General features: G+C 61.1%; 20 protein-coding genes. 16 read left to right on the forward strand and 4 right to left on the reverse strand.

Going from position 1 to position 26045, the window contains the following annotated elements; translation table 11 throughout:
- Positions 1-23: 23 nt before the first annotated feature.
- A complete protein-coding gene (locus AC2T4A_RS19880; RefSeq protein ID WP_315807577.1) occupies positions 24-920 on the reverse strand; it encodes a LysR family transcriptional regulator in 897 nt (298 codons plus the stop codon).
- Between the two features lie 112 nt (positions 921-1032).
- Here AC2T4A_RS19880 and AC2T4A_RS19885 point away from each other — a divergent pair, with 112 nt between their 5' ends.
- The 11 genes from AC2T4A_RS19885 to AC2T4A_RS19935 all read left to right on the forward strand — a co-directional run bounded on the left by AC2T4A_RS19885 (position 1033) and on the right by AC2T4A_RS19935 (position 17719).
- Positions 1033-1662, forward strand: a complete 630-nt coding sequence (locus AC2T4A_RS19885) for an NADPH-dependent F420 reductase (protein ID WP_315807578.1) — start codon at positions 1033-1035, stop codon at positions 1660-1662.
- A 16-nt stretch (positions 1663-1678) separates the two neighbouring features.
- Positions 1679-2479: a DODA-type extradiol aromatic ring-opening family dioxygenase gene (locus tag AC2T4A_RS19890; protein WP_486741587.1), complete on the forward strand. Its 801-nt coding sequence runs from the start codon at positions 1679-1681 to the stop codon at positions 2477-2479.
- Positions 2480-2509: 30 nt separating this feature from the next.
- The gene (locus AC2T4A_RS19895; protein ID WP_486741588.1) at positions 2510-3184 is read left to right on the forward strand and encodes an alpha/beta hydrolase; all 675 of its coding nucleotides are present in this window, start codon (positions 2510-2512) and stop codon (positions 3182-3184) included.
- A 17-nt stretch (positions 3185-3201) separates the two neighbouring features.
- Positions 3202-3603: a DoxX family protein gene (locus AC2T4A_RS19900; RefSeq protein ID WP_315807580.1), complete on the forward strand. Its 402-nt coding sequence runs from the start codon at positions 3202-3204 to the stop codon at positions 3601-3603.
- Positions 3604-4382: 779 nt separating this feature from the next.
- Entirely contained in the window at positions 4383-6071 is a 1689-nt protein-coding gene (locus tag AC2T4A_RS19905) for a response regulator (protein WP_218435925.1), read from the forward strand.
- A 92-nt stretch (positions 6072-6163) separates the two neighbouring features.
- Entirely contained in the window at positions 6164-10738 is a 4575-nt protein-coding gene (locus tag AC2T4A_RS19910; RefSeq protein ID WP_486741589.1) for an autotransporter outer membrane beta-barrel domain-containing protein, read from the forward strand.
- A gap of 328 nt (positions 10739-11066) precedes the next feature.
- Positions 11067-11411 (forward strand): hypothetical protein, encoded by a 345-nt coding sequence (locus AC2T4A_RS19915; RefSeq protein ID WP_239746827.1) that lies wholly within the window; start codon positions 11067-11069, stop codon positions 11409-11411.
- Positions 11412-11470: 59 nt separating this feature from the next.
- Entirely contained in the window at positions 11471-12745 is a 1275-nt protein-coding gene (locus AC2T4A_RS19920) for a TolC family protein (protein ID WP_486741590.1), read from the forward strand.
- Positions 12742-14217: an efflux RND transporter periplasmic adaptor subunit gene (locus AC2T4A_RS19925; RefSeq protein ID WP_486741591.1), complete on the forward strand. Its 1476-nt coding sequence runs from the start codon at positions 12742-12744 to the stop codon at positions 14215-14217. Before AC2T4A_RS19920 ends, AC2T4A_RS19925 begins: the two co-directional genes overlap by 4 nt.
- Positions 14214-17366, forward strand: a complete 3153-nt coding sequence (locus tag AC2T4A_RS19930; protein ID WP_486741592.1) for an efflux RND transporter permease subunit — start codon at positions 14214-14216, stop codon at positions 17364-17366. The genes AC2T4A_RS19925 and AC2T4A_RS19930 overlap by 4 nt, the downstream gene beginning before the upstream one ends.
- Positions 17363-17719, forward strand: a complete 357-nt coding sequence (locus tag AC2T4A_RS19935) for a copper-binding protein (protein ID WP_486741593.1) — start codon at positions 17363-17365, stop codon at positions 17717-17719. Before AC2T4A_RS19930 ends, AC2T4A_RS19935 begins: the two co-directional genes overlap by 4 nt.
- Positions 17720-17875: 156 nt before the next feature.
- Here AC2T4A_RS19935 and AC2T4A_RS19940 read toward each other — a convergent pair whose 3' ends face one another.
- Positions 17876-18769: a LysR family transcriptional regulator gene (locus tag AC2T4A_RS19940; protein WP_486741594.1), complete on the reverse strand. Its 894-nt coding sequence runs from the start codon at positions 18767-18769 to the stop codon at positions 17876-17878.
- Between the two features lie 181 nt (positions 18770-18950).
- Here AC2T4A_RS19940 and AC2T4A_RS19945 point away from each other — a divergent pair, with 181 nt between their 5' ends.
- Genes AC2T4A_RS19945 through AC2T4A_RS19955 form a run of 3 tightly spaced genes read left to right on the forward strand, consistent with a single transcriptional unit; the run spans position 18951 to position 21641 of the window.
- Complete coding sequence (locus AC2T4A_RS19945; RefSeq protein ID WP_239746259.1) at positions 18951-19979, forward strand: alpha/beta hydrolase; 1029 nt, start codon at positions 18951-18953, stop codon at positions 19977-19979.
- A gap of 13 nt (positions 19980-19992) precedes the next feature.
- Positions 19993-21204 carry an MFS transporter gene (locus tag AC2T4A_RS19950; RefSeq protein ID WP_486741595.1) on the forward strand — a complete coding sequence of 404 codons (1212 nt, stop codon included), beginning with the start codon at positions 19993-19995 and terminating at the stop codon, positions 21202-21204.
- Entirely contained in the window at positions 21201-21641 is a 441-nt protein-coding gene (locus AC2T4A_RS19955; RefSeq protein ID WP_239746257.1) for a cyclophilin-like fold protein, read from the forward strand. Before AC2T4A_RS19950 ends, AC2T4A_RS19955 begins: the two co-directional genes overlap by 4 nt.
- Positions 21642-22103: 462 nt before the next feature.
- Here the strand turns inward: AC2T4A_RS19955 and AC2T4A_RS19960 are convergent, their stop codons facing one another.
- The gene (locus AC2T4A_RS19960) at positions 22104-23003 is read right to left on the reverse strand and encodes a LysR family transcriptional regulator (protein WP_045217891.1); all 900 of its coding nucleotides are present in this window, start codon (positions 23001-23003) and stop codon (positions 22104-22106) included.
- A gap of 258 nt (positions 23004-23261) precedes the next feature.
- Between AC2T4A_RS19960 and speB the strand changes: the two genes are divergently transcribed.
- Both speB and AC2T4A_RS19970 read left to right on the forward strand, forming a co-directional pair.
- A complete protein-coding gene (gene speB, locus AC2T4A_RS19965; RefSeq protein WP_045217892.1) occupies positions 23262-24230 on the forward strand; it encodes an agmatinase in 969 nt (322 codons plus the stop codon).
- A 157-nt stretch (positions 24231-24387) separates the two neighbouring features.
- Entirely contained in the window at positions 24388-25425 is a 1038-nt protein-coding gene (locus AC2T4A_RS19970; protein ID WP_045217893.1) for an ABC transporter substrate-binding protein, read from the forward strand.
- Between the two features lie 235 nt (positions 25426-25660).
- On the opposite strand, the gene AC2T4A_RS19975 is transcribed toward AC2T4A_RS19970, so the two are convergent.
- The gene (locus AC2T4A_RS19975) at positions 25661-25948 is read right to left on the reverse strand and encodes a helix-turn-helix domain-containing protein (protein WP_082085937.1); all 288 of its coding nucleotides are present in this window, start codon (positions 25946-25948) and stop codon (positions 25661-25663) included.
- Positions 25949-26045 lie beyond the last annotated feature (97 nt).

Raw genomic sequence — 26045 nt, forward strand, 5'->3', positions numbered from 1 at the left:
TCGTCGGCAGTGCCCCAAACACGTCAGCCCCAGGACGGGTTGGCGAACCGCTCAGCTAGAAAGTTGATCAGCACACGCACCTTCTGTGGCAAGTGCTTTCGAGTGGGATACACCGCATAAATCCCCAACTCGACGGATGCGTACTCCGGAAGGATTTCAACGAGATCACCCTTGCGGATGTCTTCAGCCACCATAAAGCTGGGCTGCAACGAGATTCCTTCACCCGCCAAGGTGATCGCGCGACAGGTATCACCGTTGTTGCACCGCACCACTGAACGCGTGCGCACCCCTTCCCTGCCATTCGGGCCATCAAAGAACCACTCGCTGCCACTGGCGTAATTGCTATACGCGATGACGCCATGCCCCGCGATGTCCGCGAGCTGGCGTATGGGCGGACGGCTGTCGAGGTAGGCCGGTGAAGCACAGAGCCGCATGCGGGTGCTCGCAAGACGGCGTCCTACCAATGAGGAGCTCTCCATACGAGCAATTCGCACGGCGACATCAAACCCTTCCTCCACAAGATCCACGATCCTGTCGTTCAGTGTGATATCGAGCTCCACCTTCGGGTAGACACGCATGAAATCGCCCCACACCGGCGCAAGGTGCAACACGCCAAAGCTCAATGGAGCATTCACCCGAATCACGCCGCTGGCTTCAGGGCCCGCTGATGAAACCGCCGCTTCCGCTTCAGCCATCATGGCGAGGACATCTTTGGCCTGGTCGTAGAACTGTCTCCCCTCCTCCGTCACCGACAAGCTACGAGTCGTGCGATGAAGCAGTCGTACGCCGAGGCGCTCTTCCAGTCCGCTCACATACCGTGACACAGCGGCCTTGGACATTCCGAGAGGTTCAGCAGCACCGACAAAGCTGCCTCTGTCCACGACAGCACAAAACACCTCCATCTCCAGCGCACGATCCATAACAATCTCACTAAGTGGAACAATCAGTCCCAGCTGAGCCTATTTATCTCGATTAATCAATCTATAAGAATGTGCCCATCACAACGCAATTCCACCTATTCAAGAGGTCGCTATGAAAATCACCCTGATCGGCACCGGCAATATGGGTTCGGGTTTTGCCAAACAACTGGCCGCTGCTGGCCACCAGGTTCGAGTCACAGGCCGCGATCTGAACAAGGCCAATGCACTAGCCAGCCAGTTCACCAACGTCAACGCTTACAGCGCCGCTGATGCACTTGGCGACAGCGAAGTGATCATCGTTGCCACTGCCTACAGCGACGCGGCAGCCGCACTACAGAGCCTCGGCGATATCACCGGAAAAATCGTCGTCGATATCACCAACCCACTGAGCGCTGACTACATGTCGCTCACCGTCGGGCACACCACCAGTGCTTCCGAAGAAATTGCCAAAGCCGTCCCGCAGGCGAATGTCGTCAAAGCGTTCAACACCCTGTTCGCCCAGGTGCTTGCAGATGGGCCGAAGTTCGCCAACGACCAGACCGGCACCGTCTTTGTGGCTTCGGACGACGAGCGCGCCAAGCAGACAGTAACCGCTTTGGCTCAAAGCATGGGTTGGAACGTTCAGGACACCGGCGCCCTGGTTAACGCTCGTTATCTGGAGCCTCTGGCGGGTCTGAACATTTACCTCGGCTATGGCGCCGGTATGGGTACTTCTGCTGCCCCAGCCTGGCTGACCAAGTAACCCAAGGATGCAAACCATGAGCACGCCGTTCCCGACACTGTTTGTGTCTCATGGTGCTCCGATGTTCGCGATTGAGCCCGGCCTCGCTGGTAAACGGCTTGGCGAGCTCCGTCACGAGCTGCCCAAGCCCGATGCCATTGTCATCCTGTCTCCACATTGGATGACCCGTGGCGGGGTAAGGGTTACCGCGAGCACCACCCCAGAAACCATCCATGACTTTGGTGGATTTCCTGAGGCGTTGTACCGATTGCAATACCCAGCACCTGGCTCCCCCGCACTGGCCAGCCATATTGTCGACCTGCTGCGAGCTGCTGGTTGGGCCTCGGAGCTTGATCAGACCAGAGGGCTGGATCACGGCGCATGGGTGCCACTGATGTACTTGGCACCTGAAGCGGATTTACCAGTGGTTCAGGTGTCGATGCCGGCCACTCTGGACTCCCGGCAAGCCTGGAAATTGGGGGAGGCACTCAAGCCCCTGCGAGACATGAATATCCTGTTGGTCGCTTCAGGCAGCCTCACGCACAACCTCTACGAATTCAGGGGGCGTGACACTGCGGAGGCGGAGTACGTGAAACAGTTCGCCGCCTGGACACACCAGGCGCTCAAGGCACGGAACACTCAGTCGCTGTTGGATTATGTGGAGCACGCGCCTTCAGCTCAGCGAGCTCATCCAACTAACGAGCATTTCTTGCCGCTGTTCATCGCTCTTGGCGCTGCCGATGAAGGCTTTGAGACCAAAGTTCTGGAAGGCGGCATCACCTACGGCGTGCTCGCCATGGACAGTTACCTTTTCGACTCGCCCCGTCATGGCAACTGAACGTGACCCATTTTAAAGGCGGTACACAGCATGTTGAACCACACCAGTTTCGCTAGCCTGGAACAAGAACCAAACACTGGTCTGCACTACAGGAAAGCCAGCAATACCGCGAATCCTGAAGCACGCCTGCTACTGCTCCATGGCGTGGGATCCAACGAAGAAAACCTGGCGACTATTGCACCTGCTCTGCCTGAAGGATTGGAGGTAATTCTGGTTCGTGGCCCACGTCAGCTCGGCCCTCAGAGTTTCGGCTGGTATCAGGTCACGTTCACAAATGAAGGCCCGTCCTTCAACAAGGAAGAAGCCGAGGACAGTCGTCAGTTGCTGATCCAGTTCATCGGTGCTCTGCCCAAGCTCCCGACAGTCATTTCGGGCTTCAGCCAAGGCGGCATCATGAGTTCGAGCGTCGGAGTGACCGAGCCTGAACTCGTGAAGGGCTTCGCGCTCCTGAGTGGCCGGATGTTGCGTGAAATCGCACCACAAATTGCCGCGCCAGATCGCCTCAAGTCGACCTCTGCATTCATTGCTCACGGTCAGAAAGACGGTGTTCTGCCCGCAACCTGGGCGCACGAGGCTGACGCGTGGCTCGAAAAACTCGGCATCGCCCATGAAACCCATTTCTACGACATGGCTCACCAGATCGTGGAACAAGAGCTGGCCGACTTCTCGGCATGGCTCAAAAAGATCCTCAACCTCAACAATTAAGTAAAACGGAAACAGTCATGATTGATACACGCACCGCTCCTTACGCCGCACTGTTCATGCGCCTCGCCTTAGGGATCATGTTCCTGGCACATGGTCTGACCAAAGTCTTCGTATTCACGCCGGCAGGTACTGCAGGCTTTTTCAGTTCGATTGGCTTTCCTGGCTTCCTTGCCTACCCGGTCATGGCCTTCGAAGTGATTGGCGGAATCATGTTGATCGCAGGTATCTACAGCCGCTGGGTAGCCGCCATCGCGGTCGTTCAACTGTTCGTTGCTTCGACTGTCCATTTTGGGAATGGCTGGAGTTTCACCAACGCCAATGGCGGTTGGGAATATCCGATCTACCTGACCGTCTCGGCCTTGGTTGTCGCGCTACTGGGCGATGGCAAAGCTGCTTTGAAAGCCTCCACCAGCGCTTGATGTTGAAAGGCCTCTGAGTTGATCAGGGGCTTTTTTATTGCCCTACCTACACCCCATCGGATCGAGCAGCAAGTTCGAGCCTTGGGAGGCGGTACACGAAGAGCAGCGCAAGCTGCGCTCGCACACGCGCACAGGCAAAAAGCCAACCCAACGGCATGGAGCAGCTGAAGCCTCGCCATTTCCAGGACTATCGGTGGGATGCCTATAGCGGCCTCTCCTCAGGGGCAGCAACCGGCCAGAAGCGGACGCTAGCTCCTTCAGGAGGGAAAAGGCGTCGTCTGGCCTGGAACGTGAATAGTTCGTGCGAGAGACACTGAGGAAATCGGTTTGGCTGACTAGACGATCCAGCGCGTCAAATCTGCTGAATTGGCGCAGATTGGTGTGGCTTTGTCGTTCAGTTGACACCGGTAGCATTATGTCTGCGCGTCAGCGCCGATTGAAAGCAGTGGGTGGCACAGTCAGTTTGCACCCCGCACTGCTGCTCTTTATGCGAGCCTGCGGCCCCTTAGGCGCTGCGCCGTACGTGCGCCGACACGACGTCGTACGCCTCGCGCTCGCCGAGGTTGTTGGCGAGCGCGGTCAGCGTGTCGGATGTAGGTCTAACCAGCTACCGTCGGCATGATGTTCTTGACAGTGAGCTGAACGAAACGCTCTCGATACCAGTCATGCCACCAACGGGAGTGATGCTTGCCTACTTGGGATTTACGACGCTGAAGTTCAGGGTGCTGCCAGAGGTGGGCTACGCTTTTCTGCGAGCAAGCCGCGCGTAGGACACAAGGATGAGCCGCATCGTTATAGCCGATCCGCACCCGTACATTCGTGAGGCGCTACATCAAAGGCTCGAGCGCTCCGGTCACGAGGTAGTCGGCATCTCTGGCGACGGACGGGAATCGCTGAGTCTAGTGCAACGCCTGCAGCCGGACTTAGTGATCCTTGACCTGGATCTGCCACGTCTTGGCGGGCTGGAGCTGCTGCGGCGGTTGCGCGCAGAAAAGCCCCACCCAAAAGTGCTCGTCTTTACCAGCCTGTCAGGTGCGCACTATTACGAAGCAAGTCAGCAGGGTGGCGCAGCTGGCTTCGTCCACAAGGACAGCTCACCCAGCGACGTGGACGATGCCGTGAAGATGGTGCTCAGCGGACACAAGGTCTTCCCCGCCCAACTAGCGGGCACTACCGTAGAAGGATCAACTCAGATCGAGCACATCACTCCCCGTGAGCTGACGGTGCTGCAGTATCTTGCCCAAGGTTATCGAATCAAAGACATCGCCGACGAGCTGGCCATCAATGACCGCACCGTCAGCACCTACAAGACACGCCTATTAGAAAAGACACAAACCAGCTCCCTGATTGACCTAGTGGCGGCTGCCCATGCCCGGGGATTGCTGAGCGACCAGCAGATCAACCACCTGGCCCACGAGCCGATGCATTCGACCGCAGGAACCAATGACCTGGAGCAGTTACTGGAGATACTGCCGAACGCCGTTAGCCTGTGGAACGCAAAAGGTGAACTGCTGGCCTGCAACCGGCGCTTCGCCGAGGTGCACCGGCGTGGCAAGGCCGAGCTAATCGGCCAGCGCATCTTCGAGCTGGGCATGACGGAGCCAGGGCACATTGCCCGCGCCAAGCAGGAATTCCTCAATGGCGCCGCCGGCGGTGCTCCTTTCTCGCTTGTCGCCGCCGGCCTGCTGGACGGTGAAACGCTCACCTACCACCTGATCGGTGTACCGCTTAAGGACGATGCTGGTTCGCCGATCGGGGTGATGTGCTCCTACGTCGACGTCACCGAGCAACAGCATTACATCGAGCGCCTGCAGGAGTCCAAGGCCTACCTCGAATCGATCTTCGCCAGCCGCGCGGAGCTGCTGCTCAGCGCCGGTCGCGACCTGCTGCAGGAACTCGAAGCGCTGGATGCGCTGCTGTCCGAAGGCCGCTCGCGCCATCCGCAGGAGACTGCGCTGGTGGAGGCCCTTCCGCGCGTCGACCGAATGCGCGACAGGATTGAGGTGCTGCTGGAACTGATCCAGATGGAGCGCGGCAACATGTTGACCGTTCCGCGTTCGGAAGAACTCAACCGCCTGACGCGCAAATCATTGGATATAGCCCACCCTGACCAGGCCTTCATCCCGGAAGACCAGGAGCATTGGGCCTGGATCGACCCGAACCGCTACCAGCGTCTGTTGCGCATTCTGACGCAGTGCTTCGACAAGTCAGGCCTGCCGCAGCTCGAAGTGCGGGCGGAGTCGGCGTTACTGCCATTCGCCGAGATCACATGGCAGTTGCTTTTCGTCACCACAGACGGCACCCCCGTGCAAGACCGACTTGCCGGGATAGACCGCCAGGCCGGATGGCAACTTGCCCGGCGTCTGTGCGGCATGCTGGGTGGCGAGTTGCGGATTGGCAGCGATAGCCAACCAGAAGTCGCTGCATTGATCCAACTCAAACTTCCCAAGGGAAATCCCCGCATCTAGTGCCCCCACTACAGCGCTATCAGGCACCCACGATGTGATTGCCGCCCCCCCGAACCGATGCTCGCTCCATAGCCTTCTCATGGAGACGCATCATGAAAACCGTCGACCGCACCGCTGCTTCGCCCACTTCGAACTGTACCCTCGCGCACCTGCGCCGTTCTCACCTGGCGCAAGCGATCAGTCTTGTTCTAGCCAGCGTGTTCAGCCTGCGGGTCATCGAGGCCGAAGCCGAGGACAACGTCACCGAAACCGATACGGACGACCTTAACCTGCCGTCCGAGGCCGGCGCCGTATTCGAATCCACCGCGCCCTCCTACCTCGACCTCGCGCTGCAAGCGGCCCATGAGGCACCGGCAATCTTCGCCAATCGAACCCTGCTCGGTGCGCCGGCGCCCATCACGGTCACCACCAGCGGCGGAATCGGGGTCAGCACCGGCGTCACCACTGACACCACCATCCGGTTGGGCGGCGCCAGCACCACCGGCGTGAAAACCAGTGGCGACGTCACCTTCAACCAGGGACGCATCGAGAATATCGCCGCCACCGCAGCGACGGCCAAGAGCCAGACCGGCGCCGAGGCAACCGCCGGGAAAACCCTCACGATCAGCGACAGCAGCATCGTGCTGGACCCGAAAACCACGGCCAGCGTGGCCATCACCACCAACGACCTGACTGGCGTGCGAGTGAACGCCAACGGCGCAGCGCACCTGACCGGCACGCAGGTCGTGGTTGGCGGTGGCGCAAAAGGCAACAACAACCACGGTGTCGTCGTCACCCAGGGACAACTGGACATGCGAGGCGGCTCGGTGAGCACCCAGTCCTGGGGTGGTATCGGCATATCCCTGGAAGGCGGCGCGCACGCGCGCCTGGATGACGTCGCCGTCGCCACTACTGGCGTTCGCAGTACCACCACCGGCGGCGCTCACGGTGTTCGAGTGAGCGCCGCCAGCACGCTCACGGCCAACGGCGGCACCATTGCGACCAGCGGCGGTTCCGCCTATGGGCTGCGTGCGGACCAGGGCGCGACGTCCGCCTTGAACGACATCAGTGTCACCACCGCCGGCGGCAACGGCCACGGCGTGCTGGCGGATGACGCGCGGGTGACCTTGTCCGGCGGCGCGATCAGCACCACCGGCAAAGGCTCCGTGGGCGTCTGGGCGCGTAACGGTGCAGAAGTCACCCTAAGCGGCAATACGCAAATCCATACCAGCGGCGCAGCGGTCTCCGCAGCCACTCCAGTAGACGACGAAAAATCTCTGAGTCTGAGCCACGGCCTGCTGGCCAATGGTGCGGGTACGTCCATCGATGCCGACGGCGTGGCGCTCGACATCGCTGCCGGCAGCGCCAGTGCGGCGCGCAGCGAGGACGGTGCACAGATTACCCTGCGCAATGCGGACATCGATGTAAGCGGCGGCGCAACCTCCACCGCCACGACTGCCGCCCTGCACGCGCTCTCCGGCAGCCGGATCGACATGGCCGATTCCACCCTGGATGCCACAGGCACCAATGTCGGCGGCATTCGCGCCGAGGGTAACGGCAGCCAGGTGCGGATGAGCCACAGCCAGGCGACGATCAGCGGCGCGGGCAGCGTTGCTAATCCGGCAGCCGGCGCGCGGGCGATGTCCGGCGGTAGCGTTGAACTGGACCACGCCACTCTCAATGTGCATGGCCTGACCTATGGGCACGGTGTGTCCCTCGAAGGTGCAGGCTCCAGCGGCGCGATCAGCCACTCCACGGTCACTGTGGACGGCAACCGCTCCATCGGCCTCAACATTAGCGGCGGGGCCAGCGCAAGGGTGGATGCCAGCAGCATTTCGGTGGATGCACCGTCCGGCGCCGTAGGACCCTGGTCGCCCGGCGTGCTGGTGGATGGCGCGGGATCGACCCTGCAAATGTCCGGCAGCGACGTGCACACCACACCCAAGACCAGCTACGGCGTACAGGTGCGCGAAGGCGCCGATGCCACGGTGATCAACGGCAGCATCACCACCGAGGGCAACTATTCCACCGCACTGGCCGCCGGTAGTTCTTCCAGCACCGCGCCGGGCTCGACCCTCACCGCCAGCAACCTAACCGTCACCACCCATGGCAACGACAACGCCATGGGCATCGTCGCCGACCTGGGCGCCACCGTCGTCGTCCATGGAGGCTCGGTCACCACCACCGGCAGCGGCTCGCCGGTGGCCAGCAACCTGACCTTTCCCCACGGCCTTGCCGCCCGCAATCCCGGCGCGCTGCTGATTGCCGACGGCACCAGCGTGCTGACCCAGGGTTCGCAAGCCTACGGCGCCGCTGTTGACGACGGCGGCAGCATGATCCTCGATAACCTTAGCGTGAAGACCGAAGGCCAGTATTCGGTCGGGCTGTACGCCGGCATCGGCTCAGCCAAGCCGGGCACGGTCGGCCTGAGCGCCAGCCACGTGACGGTGCAGACACTGGGAGATCACGCCAGCGGAGCCATGGTCAGCCGGCAGTACAAGAGCGAGACCGCAACGCTGGATCTCAAGGACAGCAGCATCTCCACCCAGGGCATGGGTTCCCACGGGCTGCGGGCCGAATCCGGCGGAGCATTGAGTGCGAGCAACAGCGCCGTCAGCACGCAAGGCAAACAGGCCACTGGCGTGTTCGCCAACAACACCGCCAGCGCTCGCCTGGACGGAGTGAGCGTGAATACCCAAGGCGATTTCGGCCACGGCGTGGTGGCCCGCCAGGGTGGCAGCGTCGACGCCGAGTCTGTCGTGGTCGCCGCCCACGGCGGGCAATCGGCGGCGCTCTACGTGCAAGGCACCGATGCGCTCCCCGGGCAGGTACGCATGGACCAGGCCACGCTGGGCAACCGCGACGGTGCCACTATCGCCACGGCCGGCGTCGCGGACATCGCCCTGAGCCACAGCCTCGCCGGCGGCAGCGGCCAATGGCTGAACGTGGACAGCTCGGTGGCCAGCGATGGCACCAGCGTTCCGGACATGGGCACTGGCCAGTGGCAAGGTATCGGCAGCAGCCAGGATGCTGCCGGCCAGGCGCGCCTGGACCTGTCATCCTCCGTGGTCACCGGTACGGCGAAAACCGCCAGCGGCGCCCACTCCGACGTCACCCTGCGCGACACCAGCCTCTGGCAGCTCACCGGTGACTCCAACCTGAGCAGCCTGCACAACGAATCCAGCCTGATCGACTTCAGTTCCGAGGGTGGCTACAAGCGGCTCACCGCCAATGACTACCACGGCGCCAACGGCACCATTGCCCTGAATACCTACCTGTACAAGGACGACTCGCCGTCCGACCAGTTGGTGATCGATGGCGGCAAGGCCACCGGCGAGAGCAACCTGCGCATCAAGAATGCGGGCGGCCCCGGCGCGCTGACCGAGGGCAACGGCATCAAGGTGGTAGACGCCGTCAACGGGGGCACCACGCAAGCGGACGCCTTCCACCTGCTCAACCGGGTCAAGGCCGGCCCGTATGAGTACACGCTGCATCGCTCAAGCCTCGACGACAGCAACGGCGAAGCCTGGTACCTGCGCTCGACGACGGACGCCAACCCCGTCGATCCGGTGGACCCGGTGGATCCTGTTGATCCCGTCGACCCAGCCAATCCGGTCGATCCAGTTGATCCGGCGGACCCTGTGACACCTACTGACCCGGTCACACCAGACACCCCTGCGCCAACACCGCAAATCCCCAATTACCGTGCAGAGACCTCGCTGTACAGCGCCCTCCCCGCCATGGCGTTGAGCTACAGCCGTGCCCTGGTCGACACCCTGCACGAACGCGTCGGCGAGGAGCGGCGCAACGCCACTGATCCACTGCCCAGCGAAGATACCGACACCTACGGCCCCTCGCTCGGCTGGGGCCGGCTGATCTACCAGAAAGGCCGCGACAGCCTCCCCAGCGGCGCAGACTACGACTACCACATCCAGGCCTTCCAGGTCGGCGCCGACCTCTATCGCAACGAAGACACCGACGGCAGCACGGACCAGGCAGGGCTGTCACTGCAGGCCGGGCGCATCAAGGGCAACGTCGATCACACCGACGGTCAGGGCGCCGGCGACGATACCCTGCGCTCCTATGGCATAGGCGGCTACTGGACCCACTTCGGCTCCAAAGGCTGGTACCTCGATGGCGTACTACAATTGAACCGCTTCGACATGCAGGCCCGCGCCAATGATGCCTACTCGCTGAAGACACGCGGGCATGGCGTCACGGCCTCGCTGGAAGCCGGCTACCCGCTCAAGCTCAACCGCGACAAGACGCTCCACCTCGAGCCCCAGGCCCAGGTGATCGCGAGCCGCCTGAAACTCGACGACGCCCATGACGATGCCGCCGATGTCCGCTTCGAAGACGTCGATTCCCTGACCGGCCGGTTGGGCGTGCGGATCGACAAGGACTGGTTCCGCACGGACGACAAGGGGCAGATCCATCGCACCAACGCCTGGGTACGTCCGAGCGTCTGGCATGAGTTCGAGGGCAAGGCCAAGACGGAGTTCTCTTCGGCCAACGGCTATATCCCCTTCGGCACCGACATGGATGGCACCTGGGGCGAACTGAACCTGGGCGTGGATTACCAGCTTAACGACAGGACGAGCGTCACCGGCTCACTGGGATACCAGAAATCGCTCGATGGAGAAGGCCGCAGCTACGAAGGCGTACTAGGTATTAAGGTGAAGTTCTGAAAATCTACCCTCTGACCGACGGGGCGCCTATAGGGCGCCCCGTTAGGATCATTTATCTGCAACCTGGTGAGCGTCTTGCAAATATCCCCCACCACACGGTGTTATCAGCCTCCCTATCCCACTCATAATTCGTTCGCCCAACCCGCCATCGCGTATGCGATGCGGGTCGCCTAGAGAGAAGCAAAGACGTCCGCTATGGGTCGGTAGCGGCCTCTCCCCAGGGGCAGCTACCGGCCAAAAGCGGACCTCAGAGATTCAGGCTACAGACTGATACACACCGCTTGGGTTTCTGTTGCTGCCTCAGAAAGGTCTGAATACACTGCCCACCATGATCCGTCGCCTTCGATTGCTAATCGTCTTGCTTCTTAGCCTCACGCTTCCTCTCACGGGGATGGCGGGAGTCGAGGCGCCAACTGAACCCTGCCCGATGCAAAGCATGGGCATGGGCCAGATGGCAGGTATGGATCAGGACTGCTGCCAGGATTTGGGCAAGATGACCCAGCATGGCAAGAAGGACTGCAAGAGTGGGCAGGAATGCAAGACCAGCAGCCTGTTGCAGGTCAGCGTCCTGAAAGCTGCCCATCCCGTCGCCACTCCCCCGCGGCCTTCGCCGTACACCGATGTAGTTCTCAGCCAGGCACCCGCAGACCTCTGGCGACCTCCCTGCGCCTGATTCCTCTCTCGACCTGAACCCTGCCCGCGGCCCTGAAGGCTGCCGGGTGGATTGCGCTCATGCGCTGGTTTTCTAGAGGAATCCTCATCGTGACTCACGTCCGACTCCATCCCGGCTGGCTGCTGCTCGCGCTGCTTCCGGGCTGGTCGGCACAGGCTGCGTCCCTGTCACTGGACGACGCCCTGTTGCTGGCCGAACGCAACGCTCCTTCCTTGCTCGCACAGAGCGAAAAAGCCGCGGCGGCGAGAAGCGCCGCCATCCCCGCTGGGGAACTGCCCGATCCCAAGCTCAATCTTGGTCTGCAGAACGTCCCCATCGAGGGTGACGAGCGCTGGAGCACCCAGCGCGACAACATGTCCATGCAGGTGGTCGGCCTGATGCAGGAGATGCCCAACGCAGACAAGCGCAAGGCCCGCGTCGAGACCGCCCAGGCCGCCATCGAACGCGCCGATGCCGAAGCTGGCGTGGAACGCCTGAAGGTCCGCAGTGCCTCGGCCCAGGCCTGGATCGCGACCTATACGCTGCAACGCAAGCTGGCGATGTTCGACGACTTTTACCGCGAAAACCGCCTGCTCGACGCCACCGTCCGCGCACGTCTGGCCGGGGGGAGCGCAAGCACAGTCGATGCGGTAGCTCCGCGTCAGGAGGCCGCGCTGCTGGACGAGCAGAAAGACGACCTGCTGCGCCAGGAAGCCCAGGCACGGGCGGCGCTCAAACGCTGGATTGGCCAGGATGCTTCCCAGGAGCTGAGCGGCGACTTCCCGCACTGGTCCATCGACGCCTCCCACTCGCTGCAACAGTTGCACCAGCACCCCGAGCTTGCCGCCTACGGTCCGATGACCCGCGAGGCCGAAGCCCTGGTGCGCGAGGCCGTGGCCGAGAAGAAACCGGACTGGAGCTGGGAAGTGGATTACCAGCGCCGTGGCCGCGAGTTCGGCGACATGATGACGTTGCAGGTGAGTTTCGACTTGCCGCTGTTCACCGGCACCCGCCAGGACCCGAAGATTGCCGCGCGACGAGCCCAGGTAAGACAGTTGGAGGCCGAGCGAGAGGCGCTGGCCCGCGAACACGAGCAGGCACTGGAGGGCGACTTGGCTGAATACCGCCGGCTACAACGCGCCGTCGAGCGCAGCACCGGCACCTTAGTACCGCTGGCCGAGGAGAAGGTACGCCTGGCCACCGCCGGCTACCGATCAGGCAAGTCTGGTCTCGACGAGGTAGTGAGTGCCCGCCAGCAACTGGTCGAGGCCCGGCTCAAACAGATCGACCTGCAAGGCTCCCTTGCACAGGTCGCCGCACGTCTCTACTTCACCTATGAGGAGGGACGCGCATGAACCGCTTCCCCTGGAACACCTTCGCGCTATTGATCCTCGCTGTGGCTGTCGGCGGCGCTGGCGGCTATTGGCTTGCCCGGCAGGCTCAGGTGCAGGCGCCGCTGGCCTCGGCCACCCCGGAGCGCAAGCCGCTGTACTGGTACGACCCGATGGTGCCGCAGCAGCACTTCGATGCGCCGGGCAAGTCGCCCTTCATGGACATGCAGTTGGTGCCCAAGTATGGCGATGCTGCCAATGCCGCCGAGAGTGTACCGGCGGTGCGCATCGAGCCAAGCATCCAGCAGAACCTCGGCGTGCGCCTGGCCAGCGTCACCCGCGGCACGCTCGACCGCACGCTGCAGGTCACTGGCGTGCTGGCCTTCAATGATCGTGATGTGGCAGTGCTGCAGGCGCGCGCCGGCGGCTTCGTCGAGCGTACCTACTCGCTTGCGCCGGGCGACGTGGTTAGCGCCGGAGCTCCAATGGTCGATGTGCTGGTGCCAGAGTGGGCGGCGGCGCAGGAAGAGTTCATCGCCTTGCGCCATTCGGGTGAACCGGCGCTACAGGCGGCGGCGCGACAACGCCTGTTGTTGGCAGGCATGCCGGAAGGACTCGTGCAGCAGATCGAGCGCAGCGGCAGAGTCCAGCCGGTGACTACCCTGAACGCGCCGATTGCCGGAGTCATCCGTGAGCTGGAGGTGCGCCCCGGCATGACACTGGCCGTTGGCGCCCCCCTCGCCAGGATCAACGGCCTGGGTCGTGTCTGGCTGGAGGCCGCTGTGCCGGAGGTGCAAGCCGCAGGACTCAAGGTCGGCCAGTCGGTCGATGCCCGTCTGCCGGCGCTGCCAGGCCATCCGGTGACCGGCACCCTGACCAGCATCCTCCCGGAGAACGACCAGCAGAGCCGCACCTTGCGCTTGCGCATCGAGCTGCCCAACCCGGACGGACAACTGCGCCCCGGCATGACCGCGCAGGTCAGCCTCGACCTGGCCGGCCAGAGCGATGTGCTGCAGATCCCCAGCGAAGCGGTTTTCCGCACCGGCAAGCGCAATCTTGTGATGCTGGCGGAAGACCAGGGCCGGTTCCGTCCGGTGGAAGTGCGTCTCGGCCAGGAGAACGGTGGGCTGGTGGCCGTACTTCAAGGTCTGGACGAAGGCCAGCGGGTGGTCGCTTCCGGGCAGTTCCTGATCGACTCGGAAGCCAGCCTGAAAGGCATCGAAGCGCGCACGGCAGAAGAGCCGGCGGCAAAGATGACGATGCCTGCTGTGCATGAAGCGGATGGCCGCATCGTGGAGATCACTGCACAGGGTCTGACCATCAGCCACGGCCCGTTCAGCACCCTGGGCATGCCCGGCATGACCATGGCCTTTGCACTCGCTCGCCCTGAACTGGCAGCCGGCCTGAAGCCTGGCGATCGCATTCGCTTCGGTGTCAGCCAGGGAGATGCAGGGCTGGTAATAGACCAGGTCCGCAAGCAGGAGCAACAGCCATGATCGCGAAGCTCATACGCTGGTCGGTGGCCAATCGTTTCCTGGTACTGCTGGCTACCCTGTTCATTGTCGCCTGGGGTGTCTGGTCGCTACGCAGTACACCGGTCGATGCCCTACCAGACCTTTCCGATGTCCAGGTCATCATCCGCACCAGCTATCCGGGACAGGCACCGCAGATCGTCGAGAACCAGGTCACCTACCCGCTGGCCACCACCATGCTGTCGGTGCCCGGCGCGAAGACCGTGCGCGGCTTTTCCTCCTTTGGCGACAGCTTCGTCTACGTGCTGTTCGAGGATGGCACTGACCTCTACTGGGCGCGCTCGCGGGTGCTGGAGTACCTCAACCAGGTGCAGTCGCGCCTGCCGCCCACGGCGAAGACGGCGCTCGGCCCGGACGCCACCGGTGTCGGCTGGATCTACCAGTACGCCCTAGTGGACCGCACGGGCCGGCATGATCTCGCCCAGCTGCGCGCCCTGCAGGACTGGTTCCTCAAGTTCGAACTGAAGACGGTGCCTGATGTTGCGGAAGTTGCCACCGTCGGTGGCATGGTCAAGCAGTACCAGGTGCTGCTCGACCCGGTGCGGCTGGCCAGCCTGGGTATTACCCAGAGCCAGGTGATCGAGGCCATCGGCAAGGCCAACCAGGAAACCGGCGGCGGCGTGCTCGAACTGGGCGAGGCGGAGTTCATGGTTCGCGCCTCGGGCTACCTGAAGACCCTCGCGGACTTCCGCGCGATCCCCCTGCGCCTGGCCGCCAACGGCAGCCCGGTGACCCTGGGCGATGTCGCCAGCATCCAGCTCGGCCCGGAAGTGCGCCGGGGCATCGGCGAACTGGACGGCGAAGGCGAAGCGGTTGGCGGAGTGATTGTCCTGCGCAGCGGCAAGAACGCCCGCGAAGCCATCGCACGGGTGAAGGACAAGCTGGAGTCGCTGAAGAAGAGCCTGCCCGCGGGCGTGGAGATCGTCACCACCTACGATCGCAGCCAGCTGATCGACCGCGCCGTGTCCAACCTCAGCCACAAGTTGATCGAAGAGTTCATCGTGGTGGCGCTGGTCTGCGCGGCGTTCCTCTGGCACCTGCGCTCGTCGCTGGTGGCAATTGTTTCGCTGCCGGTGGGCGTGCTGATCGCGCTGATCGTCATGCGTCATCAGGGGATCAATGCCAACATCATGTCCCTGGGCGGCATCGCCATCGCCATCGGCGCGATGGTCGACGCGGCAGTGGTGATGATCGAGAACGCACACAAACGCATCGAGGCCTGGCACGAGCGCCACCCCGGCACACCGCTGGCCGGTGAACAGCACTGGCGGGTGATGACCGAGGCCGCGGTGGAGGTCGGGCCGGCGCTGTTCTTCAGCCTGCTGATCATCACGCTGTCATTCATTCCGGTATTCACCCTGCAGGCGCAGGAAGGCCGCTTGTTCGGCCCGCTGGCGTTCACCAAGACCTACGCCATGGCGGGCGCCGCTGGGCTTTCCGTGACCCTGGTACCTGTACTGATGGGTTACTGGATTCGCGGACGCCTGCCCTCGGAACAACGCAATCCGCTCAATCGCTGGCTGATCCGCATTTACCAGCCTGCCCTGGACGCGGTGCTGCGCCGGCCGCGCACGACGCTGGCAGCAGCGCTGGTGATCTTTCTCACCGGGCTTTGGCCGCTCTCCCACCTGGGCGGAGAGTTCCTGCCGCCCCTGGACGAGGGCGACCTGCTGTACATGCCTTCGGCCCTGCCCGGTCTCTCTGCGCAGAAAGCTTCGGAGCTGCTGCAGAGCACCGACCGCCTGATCCGCAGCGTGCCAGAAGTCGCCAGCGTGTTCGGCAAGGCAGGCCGCGCCGAATCAGCCACCGACCCGGCGCCGCTGGAAATGTTCGAGACCACCATCCGCTTCAAGCCGAAGGAAGAGTGGCGGCCGGGCATGACCAGCGAAAAACTGGTGGAGGAGCTCGACCGCGCGGTGAAGGTGCCGGGACTGACCAATATCTGGATTCCGCCGATCCGCAACCGCATCGACATGCTCGCCACGGGCATCAAGAGTCCCATCGGGGTGAAGGTTGCTGGCACTGACCTGGCCGAGATCGACCGCGCCACCCAGGCGGTTGAACGGGTGGTCAAGGGGATTCCCGGTGTGAGTTCGGCGCTGGCCGAACGCCTCACCGGAGGTCGCTACATCGACGTCGATATCAACCGCCAGGCGGCGGCCCGCTACGGCATGAACATCGCCGATGTGCAGGCCATCGTCAGCAGCGCCATCGGCGGGGAGAACGTTGGTGAGACGGTGGAAGGCCTCGCCCGCTACCCGATCAACGTGCGCTATCCGCGCGAGTGGCGCGACTCGGTCGATGCGCTGCAGCAGTTGCCGATCTACACCGCCTTGGGTGCCCAAATCACCTTGGGTAGCGTGGCGCGGGTGCGCATCAGCGAAGGTCCGCCGATGCTCAAGAGCGAGAACGCTCGTCTTTCCGGTTGGGTCTACGTCGACGTGCGCGGCCGTGACCTGGCTTCGGTGGTGGCGGACCTGCGCCAGGCGGTAGAGCACGAGGTGAAGCTCGCGCCGGGCATGAGCCTGAGCTACTCCGGTCAGTTCGAATACCTGGAGCGCGCCAACGCCCGGCTCAAGCTAGTGGTGCCGGCGACGCTGGCGATCATCTTCGTACTGCTCTACCTGACCTTCAGGCGCTTCGACGAAGCCGTGCTGATCATGGCGACCTTGCCCTTCGCCCTCACCGGCGGCGTGTGGCTGCTGTACCTGATGGGCTTCAACCTGTCGGTGGCCACGGGGGTTGGCTTCATCGCCCTGGCCGGGGTCGCGGCGGAGTTCGGCGTGATCATGCTGGTCTACCTGAAGAACGCCTCGTCTGAACGCCCGGATAACAGCGGTCCAGACGCGTTGCTCGCCGCCATCCGCGAAGGCGCAGTGCAGCGCGTTCGCCCCAAGGCCATGACCGTGGCCGTGATCGTCGCCGGCCTGCTGCCAATTCTCTGGAGCAGCGGCACTGGCAGCGAAGTGATGAGCCGCATCGCCGTGCCGATGGTCGGCGGCATGATCACCGCGCCGCTCCTTTCACTGTTCGTCATCCCCGCCGCCTACTGGCTGATGCGCCGTAGTCAGCCCCGCGTGGCTATCCAATCCCAACCCGGAGAAATCGCATGAAAAAACCACTGATCGCCGCCGGCACCGTCCTGCTCGCACTGTCCTTTGTCGCCGCCGCAGAGGACATGCCCGGCATGAAGATGGATGGTATGAACATGGACGGGATGAACGCGGAAAGCTCGAAGACCACCCCCACCGCTAGTGCCGAAGGCACCATCAAAGCCATCGACAATGAACGCCACACTGTCACTCTCGCCCACGGCCCGGTGGCGGCTCTGCAATGGCCGCCCATGACCATGGCTTTCAAGACCGAGCCGGGCCAACTGGACAATCTGCAGGTCGGCGACAAGGTGGCGTTCGAATTCCTCTATAAAGGAGGGGCGTCGAAGATCGTGAATATCCGGAAAAAGTAATTCTGAAATGGAGGCCCAGTTGGTCGGGTATGTCGACTGGGCTGTCCTTAGGAGCACACGTCCGCTTTGGTTCGGTAGCTGCCCTCTAGCCATAGGCAGCTATCGGCCAGAAGCGGACATAACGGGCAAAATGGAACCGATCCCGTTGTTTTCCACCTACTTCGTCAATCGCAACGCCTCGAGTACAAGAGCGAAGGCCGGCGAAGGTTGCCTGCGGCTGGGGTAGTAGAGGTGATAGCCGGAAAACGGCTCGCACCAGTCTTCCAGCACTCGAATCAACCGGCCCTCTTCAAGGTGAGGGTCAAACTCGTCTTCGGGCAGGTAGGCAATGCCCAAGCCTGCGACGGCGGCGGCGGCGATGTGGGTGGTGGTGTTGAACACCAGCTGCCCGTCGACCCTCACCCTCAGTTTCTTGCCTTTGCGCTCGAACTCCCAGGCATCCACTCCGCCGTAGGTGGGAAAGCGGATATCGATGCACCTATGCGCAGCCAGGTCGTTAGGATGCCTGGGTATGGGGTGCTCGGCGAAATAGCTGGGGGCGGCCACCACGGCCATGCGCAGATCGCCGCCGATGGGCATGGCAATCATGTCTTGCGCCACCGTACCGCTGAAGCGCACGCCGGCATCGAAACGGTCAGCCACGATATCTCGGAAACCGTAGTTGATATCGAATTCGAGCTTGATGTCTGGATAGGCCGCCAGAAGGGGGATCAGCTTGGGCAGCAAGGTCGTCTTGATGATGTTGTCGCCACAGGTGATACGAACCTTGCCCGCCGGCTTGTCGCGCAGCTCGGTCAGGGCATCCAGCTCGGCTTCGATCTCATCGAAACGGTGGCCGATGGCGTCCATGAGCCGTTCACCCGCCGCCGTCAGCGAAACACTGCGGGTGGTGCGTGTGAGCAGGCGAATCTGCAGCCGTGCCTCCAACGCCGACACAACCTGACTTACCGCAGATTGGGTTACGCCCAGGTGTGCTGCTGCACGGGTAAAACTGCCCTCGCGCGCCACCGTCACGAAGGCTTGCAGGTCGTTGAAATTATGCCGAGGCATGCGTCCATCCTCTTATTCAGTAGCAGAGGTTATAGCGGCTTTCAGCATTCATTAGCTAATCAAAGCCTCACTCTTTCACGACAATGCTCTCGGCCCTCTTGTGCTTTTTTGCACGCGAGCGGGCCACGCAATCGTCAGAACCCCCTCGACGATCGATCTTCAACCCGTGAGAGATGACCCAATGAAGAGACTTCTCGTAGCCCTGGGCCTTCTGCTCAGCTCGGTCACAGCCCTGGGAGCCGATATGTCCAACGGTGCAGACAATTTTTTCAAGAGCGACAAGGTGACCATGGAGAAGGTCAGCTTCATGAACCAGTACCAGATGAAGGTCGCGGGCAACCTCTTCATCCCCAAAAGCGTAGGTACCACCGCCCGTAGCCCGGCAATCATCGTTGGCCATCCCATGGGCGCGGTTAAGGAGCAGAGTTCCAACCTGTACGCCCAGAAACTGGCGGAGCGAGGCTTCGTGACCCTAGCGCTGGACTTGTCGTTCTGGGGTGAGAGCGAAGGCAGCCCACGCAACGCCGTTCTCCCCGACCTCTATGCGGAAGATTTCAGTGCGGCTGTCGATTATCTCGGCACCCAGGCGTTCGTGGATCGGCAGCGCATCGGCGTGCTGGGCATCTGTGGCAGCGGCAGCTTCGTGATCAGTGCGGCCAAGATCGATCCGCGCATGAGAGCTATTGCAACGGTCAGCATGTATGACATGGGCGCCGCCAATCGCAATGGGCTCAAGCATTCGCAAACGCTGGAGCAGCGCAAGCAGGCAATCGCAGCAGCGGCCGAGCAGCGCTATGTGGAGTTCGCCGGCGGCAAGACCCAATACACCAGCGGCACCGTGCACGAACTGACGAACGATACCCACCCGATCCAGCGCGAGTTCTTCGACTTCTATCGCACGCCTCGTGGCGAGTTCACTCCGGCAGGCTCCAGTCCCGAGCTGACCACCCACCCGACGCTGACCAGTAACATCAAGTTCATGAATTTCTATCCGTTCGCGGATATCGAGACCATCTCCCCACGCCCACTGCTGTTCATTGCTGGCCAGAACGCCCACTCGCGCGAATTCAGTGAGGAGGCATTCCGTCTGGCAGGTGAACCCAAGGAGCTCTACATCGTCCCCAACGCCGGACACGTCGACCTGTATGACCGCGTGAACCTGATTCCTTTCGACAAGCTCACCCAGTTCTTCCAGAACGGCCTGAAGTGATCCGGTGGGCACCATGAAGACCCCACTTACCGCCCACGCTGACCAGCCACTGTCCCGCCCCAGTCACTGGGGCGGGGTGTTGGCGATGACGCTCTGCGTCTTTGCCCTGATCGCCTCGGAGTTCATGCCCGTCAGTCTGCTGACGCCGCTGGCAATCGATCTGCATGTCAGCGAAGGCGCGGCAGGGCAAGGCATTGCCATCTCCGGTGCCTTTGCCGTGCTGACCAGCCTGTCGATCACCTGGCTGGCCGGTAGCATGGATCGCAAGACGCTCCTGCTTATCCTGACGAGCCTGATGGCAATCTCCGGCGCCGTTGTAGCGCTCGCACCGAGTTTCACCCTCTACATGGTCGGACGAGCGTTGATAGGTGTCGTCATTGGTGGCTTCTGGTCGATGTCAGCGGCCACGGCCATGCGTCTGGTGCCCGACGATCAGGTGCCCAAGGCGCTGGCCGTTTTCAATGGTGGTAACGCGCTGGCCACGGTGATCGCGGCGCCACTGGGCAGCTATCTGGGCACGATGGTCGGCTGGCGTGGCGCGTTTCTCTGCCTGGTGCCGGTAGCGGTCGTCGCACTGGTCTGGCAATGGATCAGCCTGCCCAGCATGCAGGCCCAGGAGCGGAAGCGAGCTGCGGGCAACGTTTTCAGGCTGCTTGGGACTCGTTCGGTGGCCCTCGGCATCGCGGCTTGCGGCGCCTTCTTCATGGGGCAGTTCGCGCTGTTCACCTACCTCAGGCCGTTCCTGGAAACGGTGACGAAGGTCAATGCCACCATGCTATCGCTGCTCTTGCTGGTGATCGGCGTTGCCGGCCTGGGTGGGACGCTGTTGATCGGCGCCCTGCTGAAGAAAGGGCTGTATCGCACGCTGATGGCTATTCCGCTGCTGATGGCGATGATTGCCCTCGCGCTGATCCCAGTCGGCAGCGCGGTCGTTCCGGTGGCGATCCTGCTGGGCCTGTGGGGACTGATGGCTACGGCAGCGCCTGTCGGCTGGTGGAGCTGGGTTGCCCAGGCGATGCCCAACGATGCCGAGGCCGGCGGTGGGCTGATGGTGGCAGTGGTGCAGCTTGCCATTGCCTCGGGCTCGATGCTGGGTGGCTGGCTGTTCGACCACAGCGGCTACCAGAGCACCTTTAATGCCAGTGCGGCCATTCTGCTGGTTGGCGCGGCCATGACGCTTATGGCCATGCGTGCACAACCAGGCCGGAGTCAGAAGTCTTCATGATCAGCCTGCATTTTTGCCGTGCGGGCGTCCGGCTCTGCCTGCTGATTATGCTCAGTGGCTGGGTAATTGCGGCGCCAAAGCCGAAGGAGGAACGTATGTGGATGACCGTTGGTGACCAGCGCTTCGCTATTACCCTGGACGATAGTGAGAGCGCTCGGGCACTCGTTAACTTATTGCCCCTGACCCTGGACATGACCGAGCTCAATGCCAATGAGAAGTACGCGAGCTTGCCGCAGCGGCTGCCAGCCCGTGCTGCGAGGCCTGGCACCATCCGCAATGGAGATCTGATGCTGTACGGCAACGATACGCTGGTGGTCTTCTACCAAACGTTTGAGTCAGCCTACGCTTACACCCGCCTGGGACAAGTCGATAGCCCCGATCAGCTTGTCGAGACTCTCGGGAAGGGGAATGTGTCGGTTCACTTTTCTGCGGACTAGGTACATCGGTCGGCCTGACGAATGTTTGCTACCTACCGGTTACTGCTGCTCATCAGTGGCAGCTAAGGGTCGGTAGCAGTCCTTTACTGATGGCCGAATTTACCGCCATTCCGCTTGCTGCCTTTGACCACGGAATACAACAGCGGGCCCAACGAAACGGACACCAGGGTCAGCAGGAAGTAGGGAAGCACGCTGAAGCTGAAGTCGAAGCGCCCCTCACCCTCCATACCGCTGCAAGCCCTGCCATTGGGTAGAGGTCAATCACTACCTAGAATAGCACACGGCACGGAGCCGGAGCGTCAACGCGACATGGGTCAATCGGCAAAGGCAGCCGATCCTCGCAGAACGTTCAGGTCAGTACAGACCCCCTCATAAGCCCTTGAATGGGCCAGCCAAACGGCCTTCAGCGAGCGGCTCAAGCACCTTTTCCGAGCGATCGGTAACTTCGAGCCGCGTGCTTCCTCAACTTATGTCGTTGATATAAAGCTTATCCATTTCGTCTCTGAAAGCCTGAATGAGCGGTTCGCGACTGCGCCCATTCTTCATGATCAACGAAAATTCAGCCCGATATCCAAACGTTTCAGGGAGCAGTCTGAACAGCCTCCCCTGCTGCTCCCACTGCAAGGCCAGATGATCAGGAAGATAGCCGACGTAACTTCCGCACAGCACCAGAATCAGCGCAGCCTCCATGCTGTCTATCGTGGCGGAGCAATCCTTGAAGCCGTGCCGCATGGCTTCGGCGCTGGACCAGTAGCCTCGATTGAGCAAAGCATTGTCCCTGACAATCTCAGGCGAAAGGTTCGTTGCTTTGGACAGCTCATGCCGATCGCTGCAGTACAGCCAATGCTGTTCGACATATAACTCTATGTACTTCAGCCCGCTCATCCTGGTCGGCAATGAACCGATGGCAAGGTCAATCTTACCTTCCAGCACTTCCCTCTGCAGTTCGAAGGGATTCAGAACCTTCAGATTGACGTGGACCTTGGGATGCTTCGAGGCGAAATTCCCCAGCAAGTCAACGATATTGACTTGCTTGTCGGTGAGCATCGAGTCAAGGATGCCTACCGTCACAGCCCCTCTCAACTCGCCCTTCAACTCCAGAACATAGTTCTCGAAGCCATCGATCTGACTCAATAAACGCTTAGCCTCATCAAATATCAACTGCCCTTTGCTCGTCAGACTGAAACCAGCGCGCCCTCTGTTGCAGAGTTGCATTCCAAGCTGCATTTCCAGCTGACTCATGTAATTGCTTATGGCCGGCGTGGACATATTCAGATCTTGCTGCGCCGCAGAAAAGCCTTTTCGCTCCACCACTGCAACGAAGACTCTCAACAGGCGAATATTATATATATTTTCCTTCACCAATCACCTCGGAAAGCCAATCAGCACGTCGCCTCCGATGATATCCAAAAATCACAGAGCTCGCATAATATTACATTAATAATCTGATTAACATTAGGTTTTACTCTGATGAATTTACCCCTCAGCTCACGCCTGTTTAAATCAAAGGCGTAACCGTATTTTGCCGCCAAAACCCTTGAGGCGAACAAGTTACTCAGACAACCCAACACACTAACAACATATGTTCCGCAATCCGTCCTGCGGGCGAAAGAGGTGGTTATGCCTGACTCGAAGTTCAAAACCAATTTTGCCGACGGAGCCGCCTACGACCCGCAGAAGCGCCCGCGATTCAACGAAATCGCCAGCTTCATGCGTGCGCCTGTCGCGGAGTCACTCGATGGCATCGATATCGGCCTGATCGGAGTTCCCTATGATGGCGGTACTTCCTTCAAGCCCGGAGCACGCCTCGGCCCACGCGGCGTCCGCCAGCAATCCTGTCTCATGCGTACCCGAAACCATGCTTCAGGCATTGCCCCGTTTGAGCTCTGTACTATTCGTGACCTGGGCGACGTATATCTGGAGCGCATGTACAACATCGAGGACGCTCACGCGTGCATTGAGAAGTACTACCAGGAAGTCTGTGCAAGAAACATCATGCCGCTGACCGTCGGCGGTGACCATTCGATCACCTATCCGATCTTCAAGGCGCTGGCCAAGAACGGGCCTATCGGCATGGTGCACATCGATGCCCACACGGATACCTGGGATAGTCTGTACGGCTCGAAGTTCTTCCACGGCGCCCCGTTCCGCCGCGCAGTCGAGGACGGCCTGCTGGACCCTCATCGCACGATACAGATCGGGATTCGAGGATCCGAGCATTCCGGTACGCCGAACTACAGCCTCGAGTGCGGTATGCGCGTTATCTTCATCGAAGAGTTCGATGAGCTTGGCGTGGACGGAGTGCTCCAGGAAGTGCGACGAGTCGTCGGCGATGGGCAAACCTATGTCTCCTTCGATGTCGACGGGCTCGACCCCGCGTTCGCCCCGGGTACCGGCACGCCCGAGGCGGGGGGGATTTCTATGCGCGAAGCGATGCGTCTGATCAAGGGGCTGAAGGGCCTCAATCTCATCGGCGGTGATGTGGTTGAAGTAGCTCCGGACCTGGACCCCTCCGGCATGACTGCACTGAATGCCGCCACGCTGATGTTCGAAATGCTCTGCGTTCTTGCCGATGCTCGTGTGAAATGACAGGGGAAGCCGTCCGGTATCGTGGCGGCCCCTCTACAGGTCACTGACTGATTAATGCCACATCAAGAACGATTCATGTGAGTTGCCCACGGTAACCAGCCCCGGCACTTCGCCGCGCGCCGTTTAATAATCAAAGCAAGAAACGCCAGAGGTAAGCATGAAAGCAAGTCTTCTCGGAACTCTTCTTCTCACCACGGCAACTTCTGCGGCGCTGGCCGATGAAATCACTGTCGTTTCGTTCGGCGGCGTAGCGAAACAGGTTCAAACCGAAGCCTTCTACAAGCCCTATGAAAAAGAAACGGGAACTACCGTCGTGGCGACGGAATACAATGGCGAGATGGGCCGTATCAAAGCCATGGTCGATACTCAAAGTGTCAATTGGGATGTAGTGGAAGTCGGCGGCGCAGAATTGATCACCGGCTGCGAAGAGGGACTTTTCGAAACGCTGGACCAATCGAACATCGGTGAGGCGACAGACTTTGTTCCGGGAGCTATTTCGCAATGCGGGGCAGGTGTATTGGTCTGGTCGACTGCGATGGCTTACAACGCAGACAAATTTAAAGTGGAACCCACCGGCTGGGCAGACTTCTGGGACCTGAAGAAATTTCCGGGAAAACGAAGTCTGCACAAGAGCGCCAAGTACACGCTTGAGATTGCACTAATAGCAGACGGCGTTCCCTCTGCGGAAGTCTACAAGGCACTCTCCAGCAAGGAAGGCGTCGATAGGGCATTCCGCAAACTTGACGAGATCAAGAGCAGCATTCAATGGTGGGAAGCTGGCGCCCAACCCATGCAATACCTGGCCAGTGGCGATGTGGCGATGACCAGTGCATTCAACGGCCGGGTGTTTTCCGCCCAAGAGTCCGGGGCGAATATCAAGATCCTCTGGCAAGACAGCATCTACGACATCGACTCCTGGGCAATCCCCAAGGGCAGCAAGAACAAATTGGCCGCCGAAAAATTCATCAATCTTTCCCTACGGCCTGAATACCAGAAAATGCATACCGAAAAGCTCGGCTACGGCTCCACCAACGTCCACACTCAAGCTCTGCTGGAGCAGAGCCTGGCTGAACGCATCAACACGGCACCGAACAACCTGGCTCGAGCCCTGCGGATTGATAACACTTTCTGGGTTGATCACGGAGAAGAACTCGAGGAGCGCTTTAATGCGTGGGCAGCCATGGTGTGGCGCTGAGTCACATCAACGGCCGAACCATCGCGGACCTTCTGAATGACGAGAAGACAAAGCTGACTGACTTCTGGATTGTGAATCGGAAATCCTCTTCCCTCGGCAGCGAAACACTCGGCTTCCTTGGTCGCCGCGTAGCCCGCCAAGGGCTCAAGACCTGGGACTGGTGGGAAGAACGTAGCCTGGACGGGCACCCTGTGTAGGTCAGCTATGGGTCGGTAGCTGCCGCTAGTCAGAGCTATCAGCCATCAAGAGCCAGTTCGCTAAGCTCTGCAGCGACTCGATCTAATATCTTTCTACCGTCCAACGAGGGTTCTTTTTGTAGATAAGCTGCGATGAGCAGTGTTGTGGGATGGACACCCAAAACGCCGGCTAATTGCTCTAGCTTCTCTATCGTAAGCGCCTTATGACCACGCTCCAAAGTGCTGAGATACGTACGGCTACTAACTGTCGAGAAGTCCTCTTGGGTGAGATCCCGTTTCCTTCGGATGTCTTTTAGGGCCCGTCCAAACGCAGTCGTCAGTTCCATTTTGCAATTTCCGCAAAAGGAACGATGAGGCCTTTATGAGCCCTAAAGGACTACAATCTATAGGATTCTTTTGGATTACCATGCGATCGCGCATAAG

It is taken from the genome of Pseudomonas sp. PVC-3-1 (genome assembly GCF_057444315.1).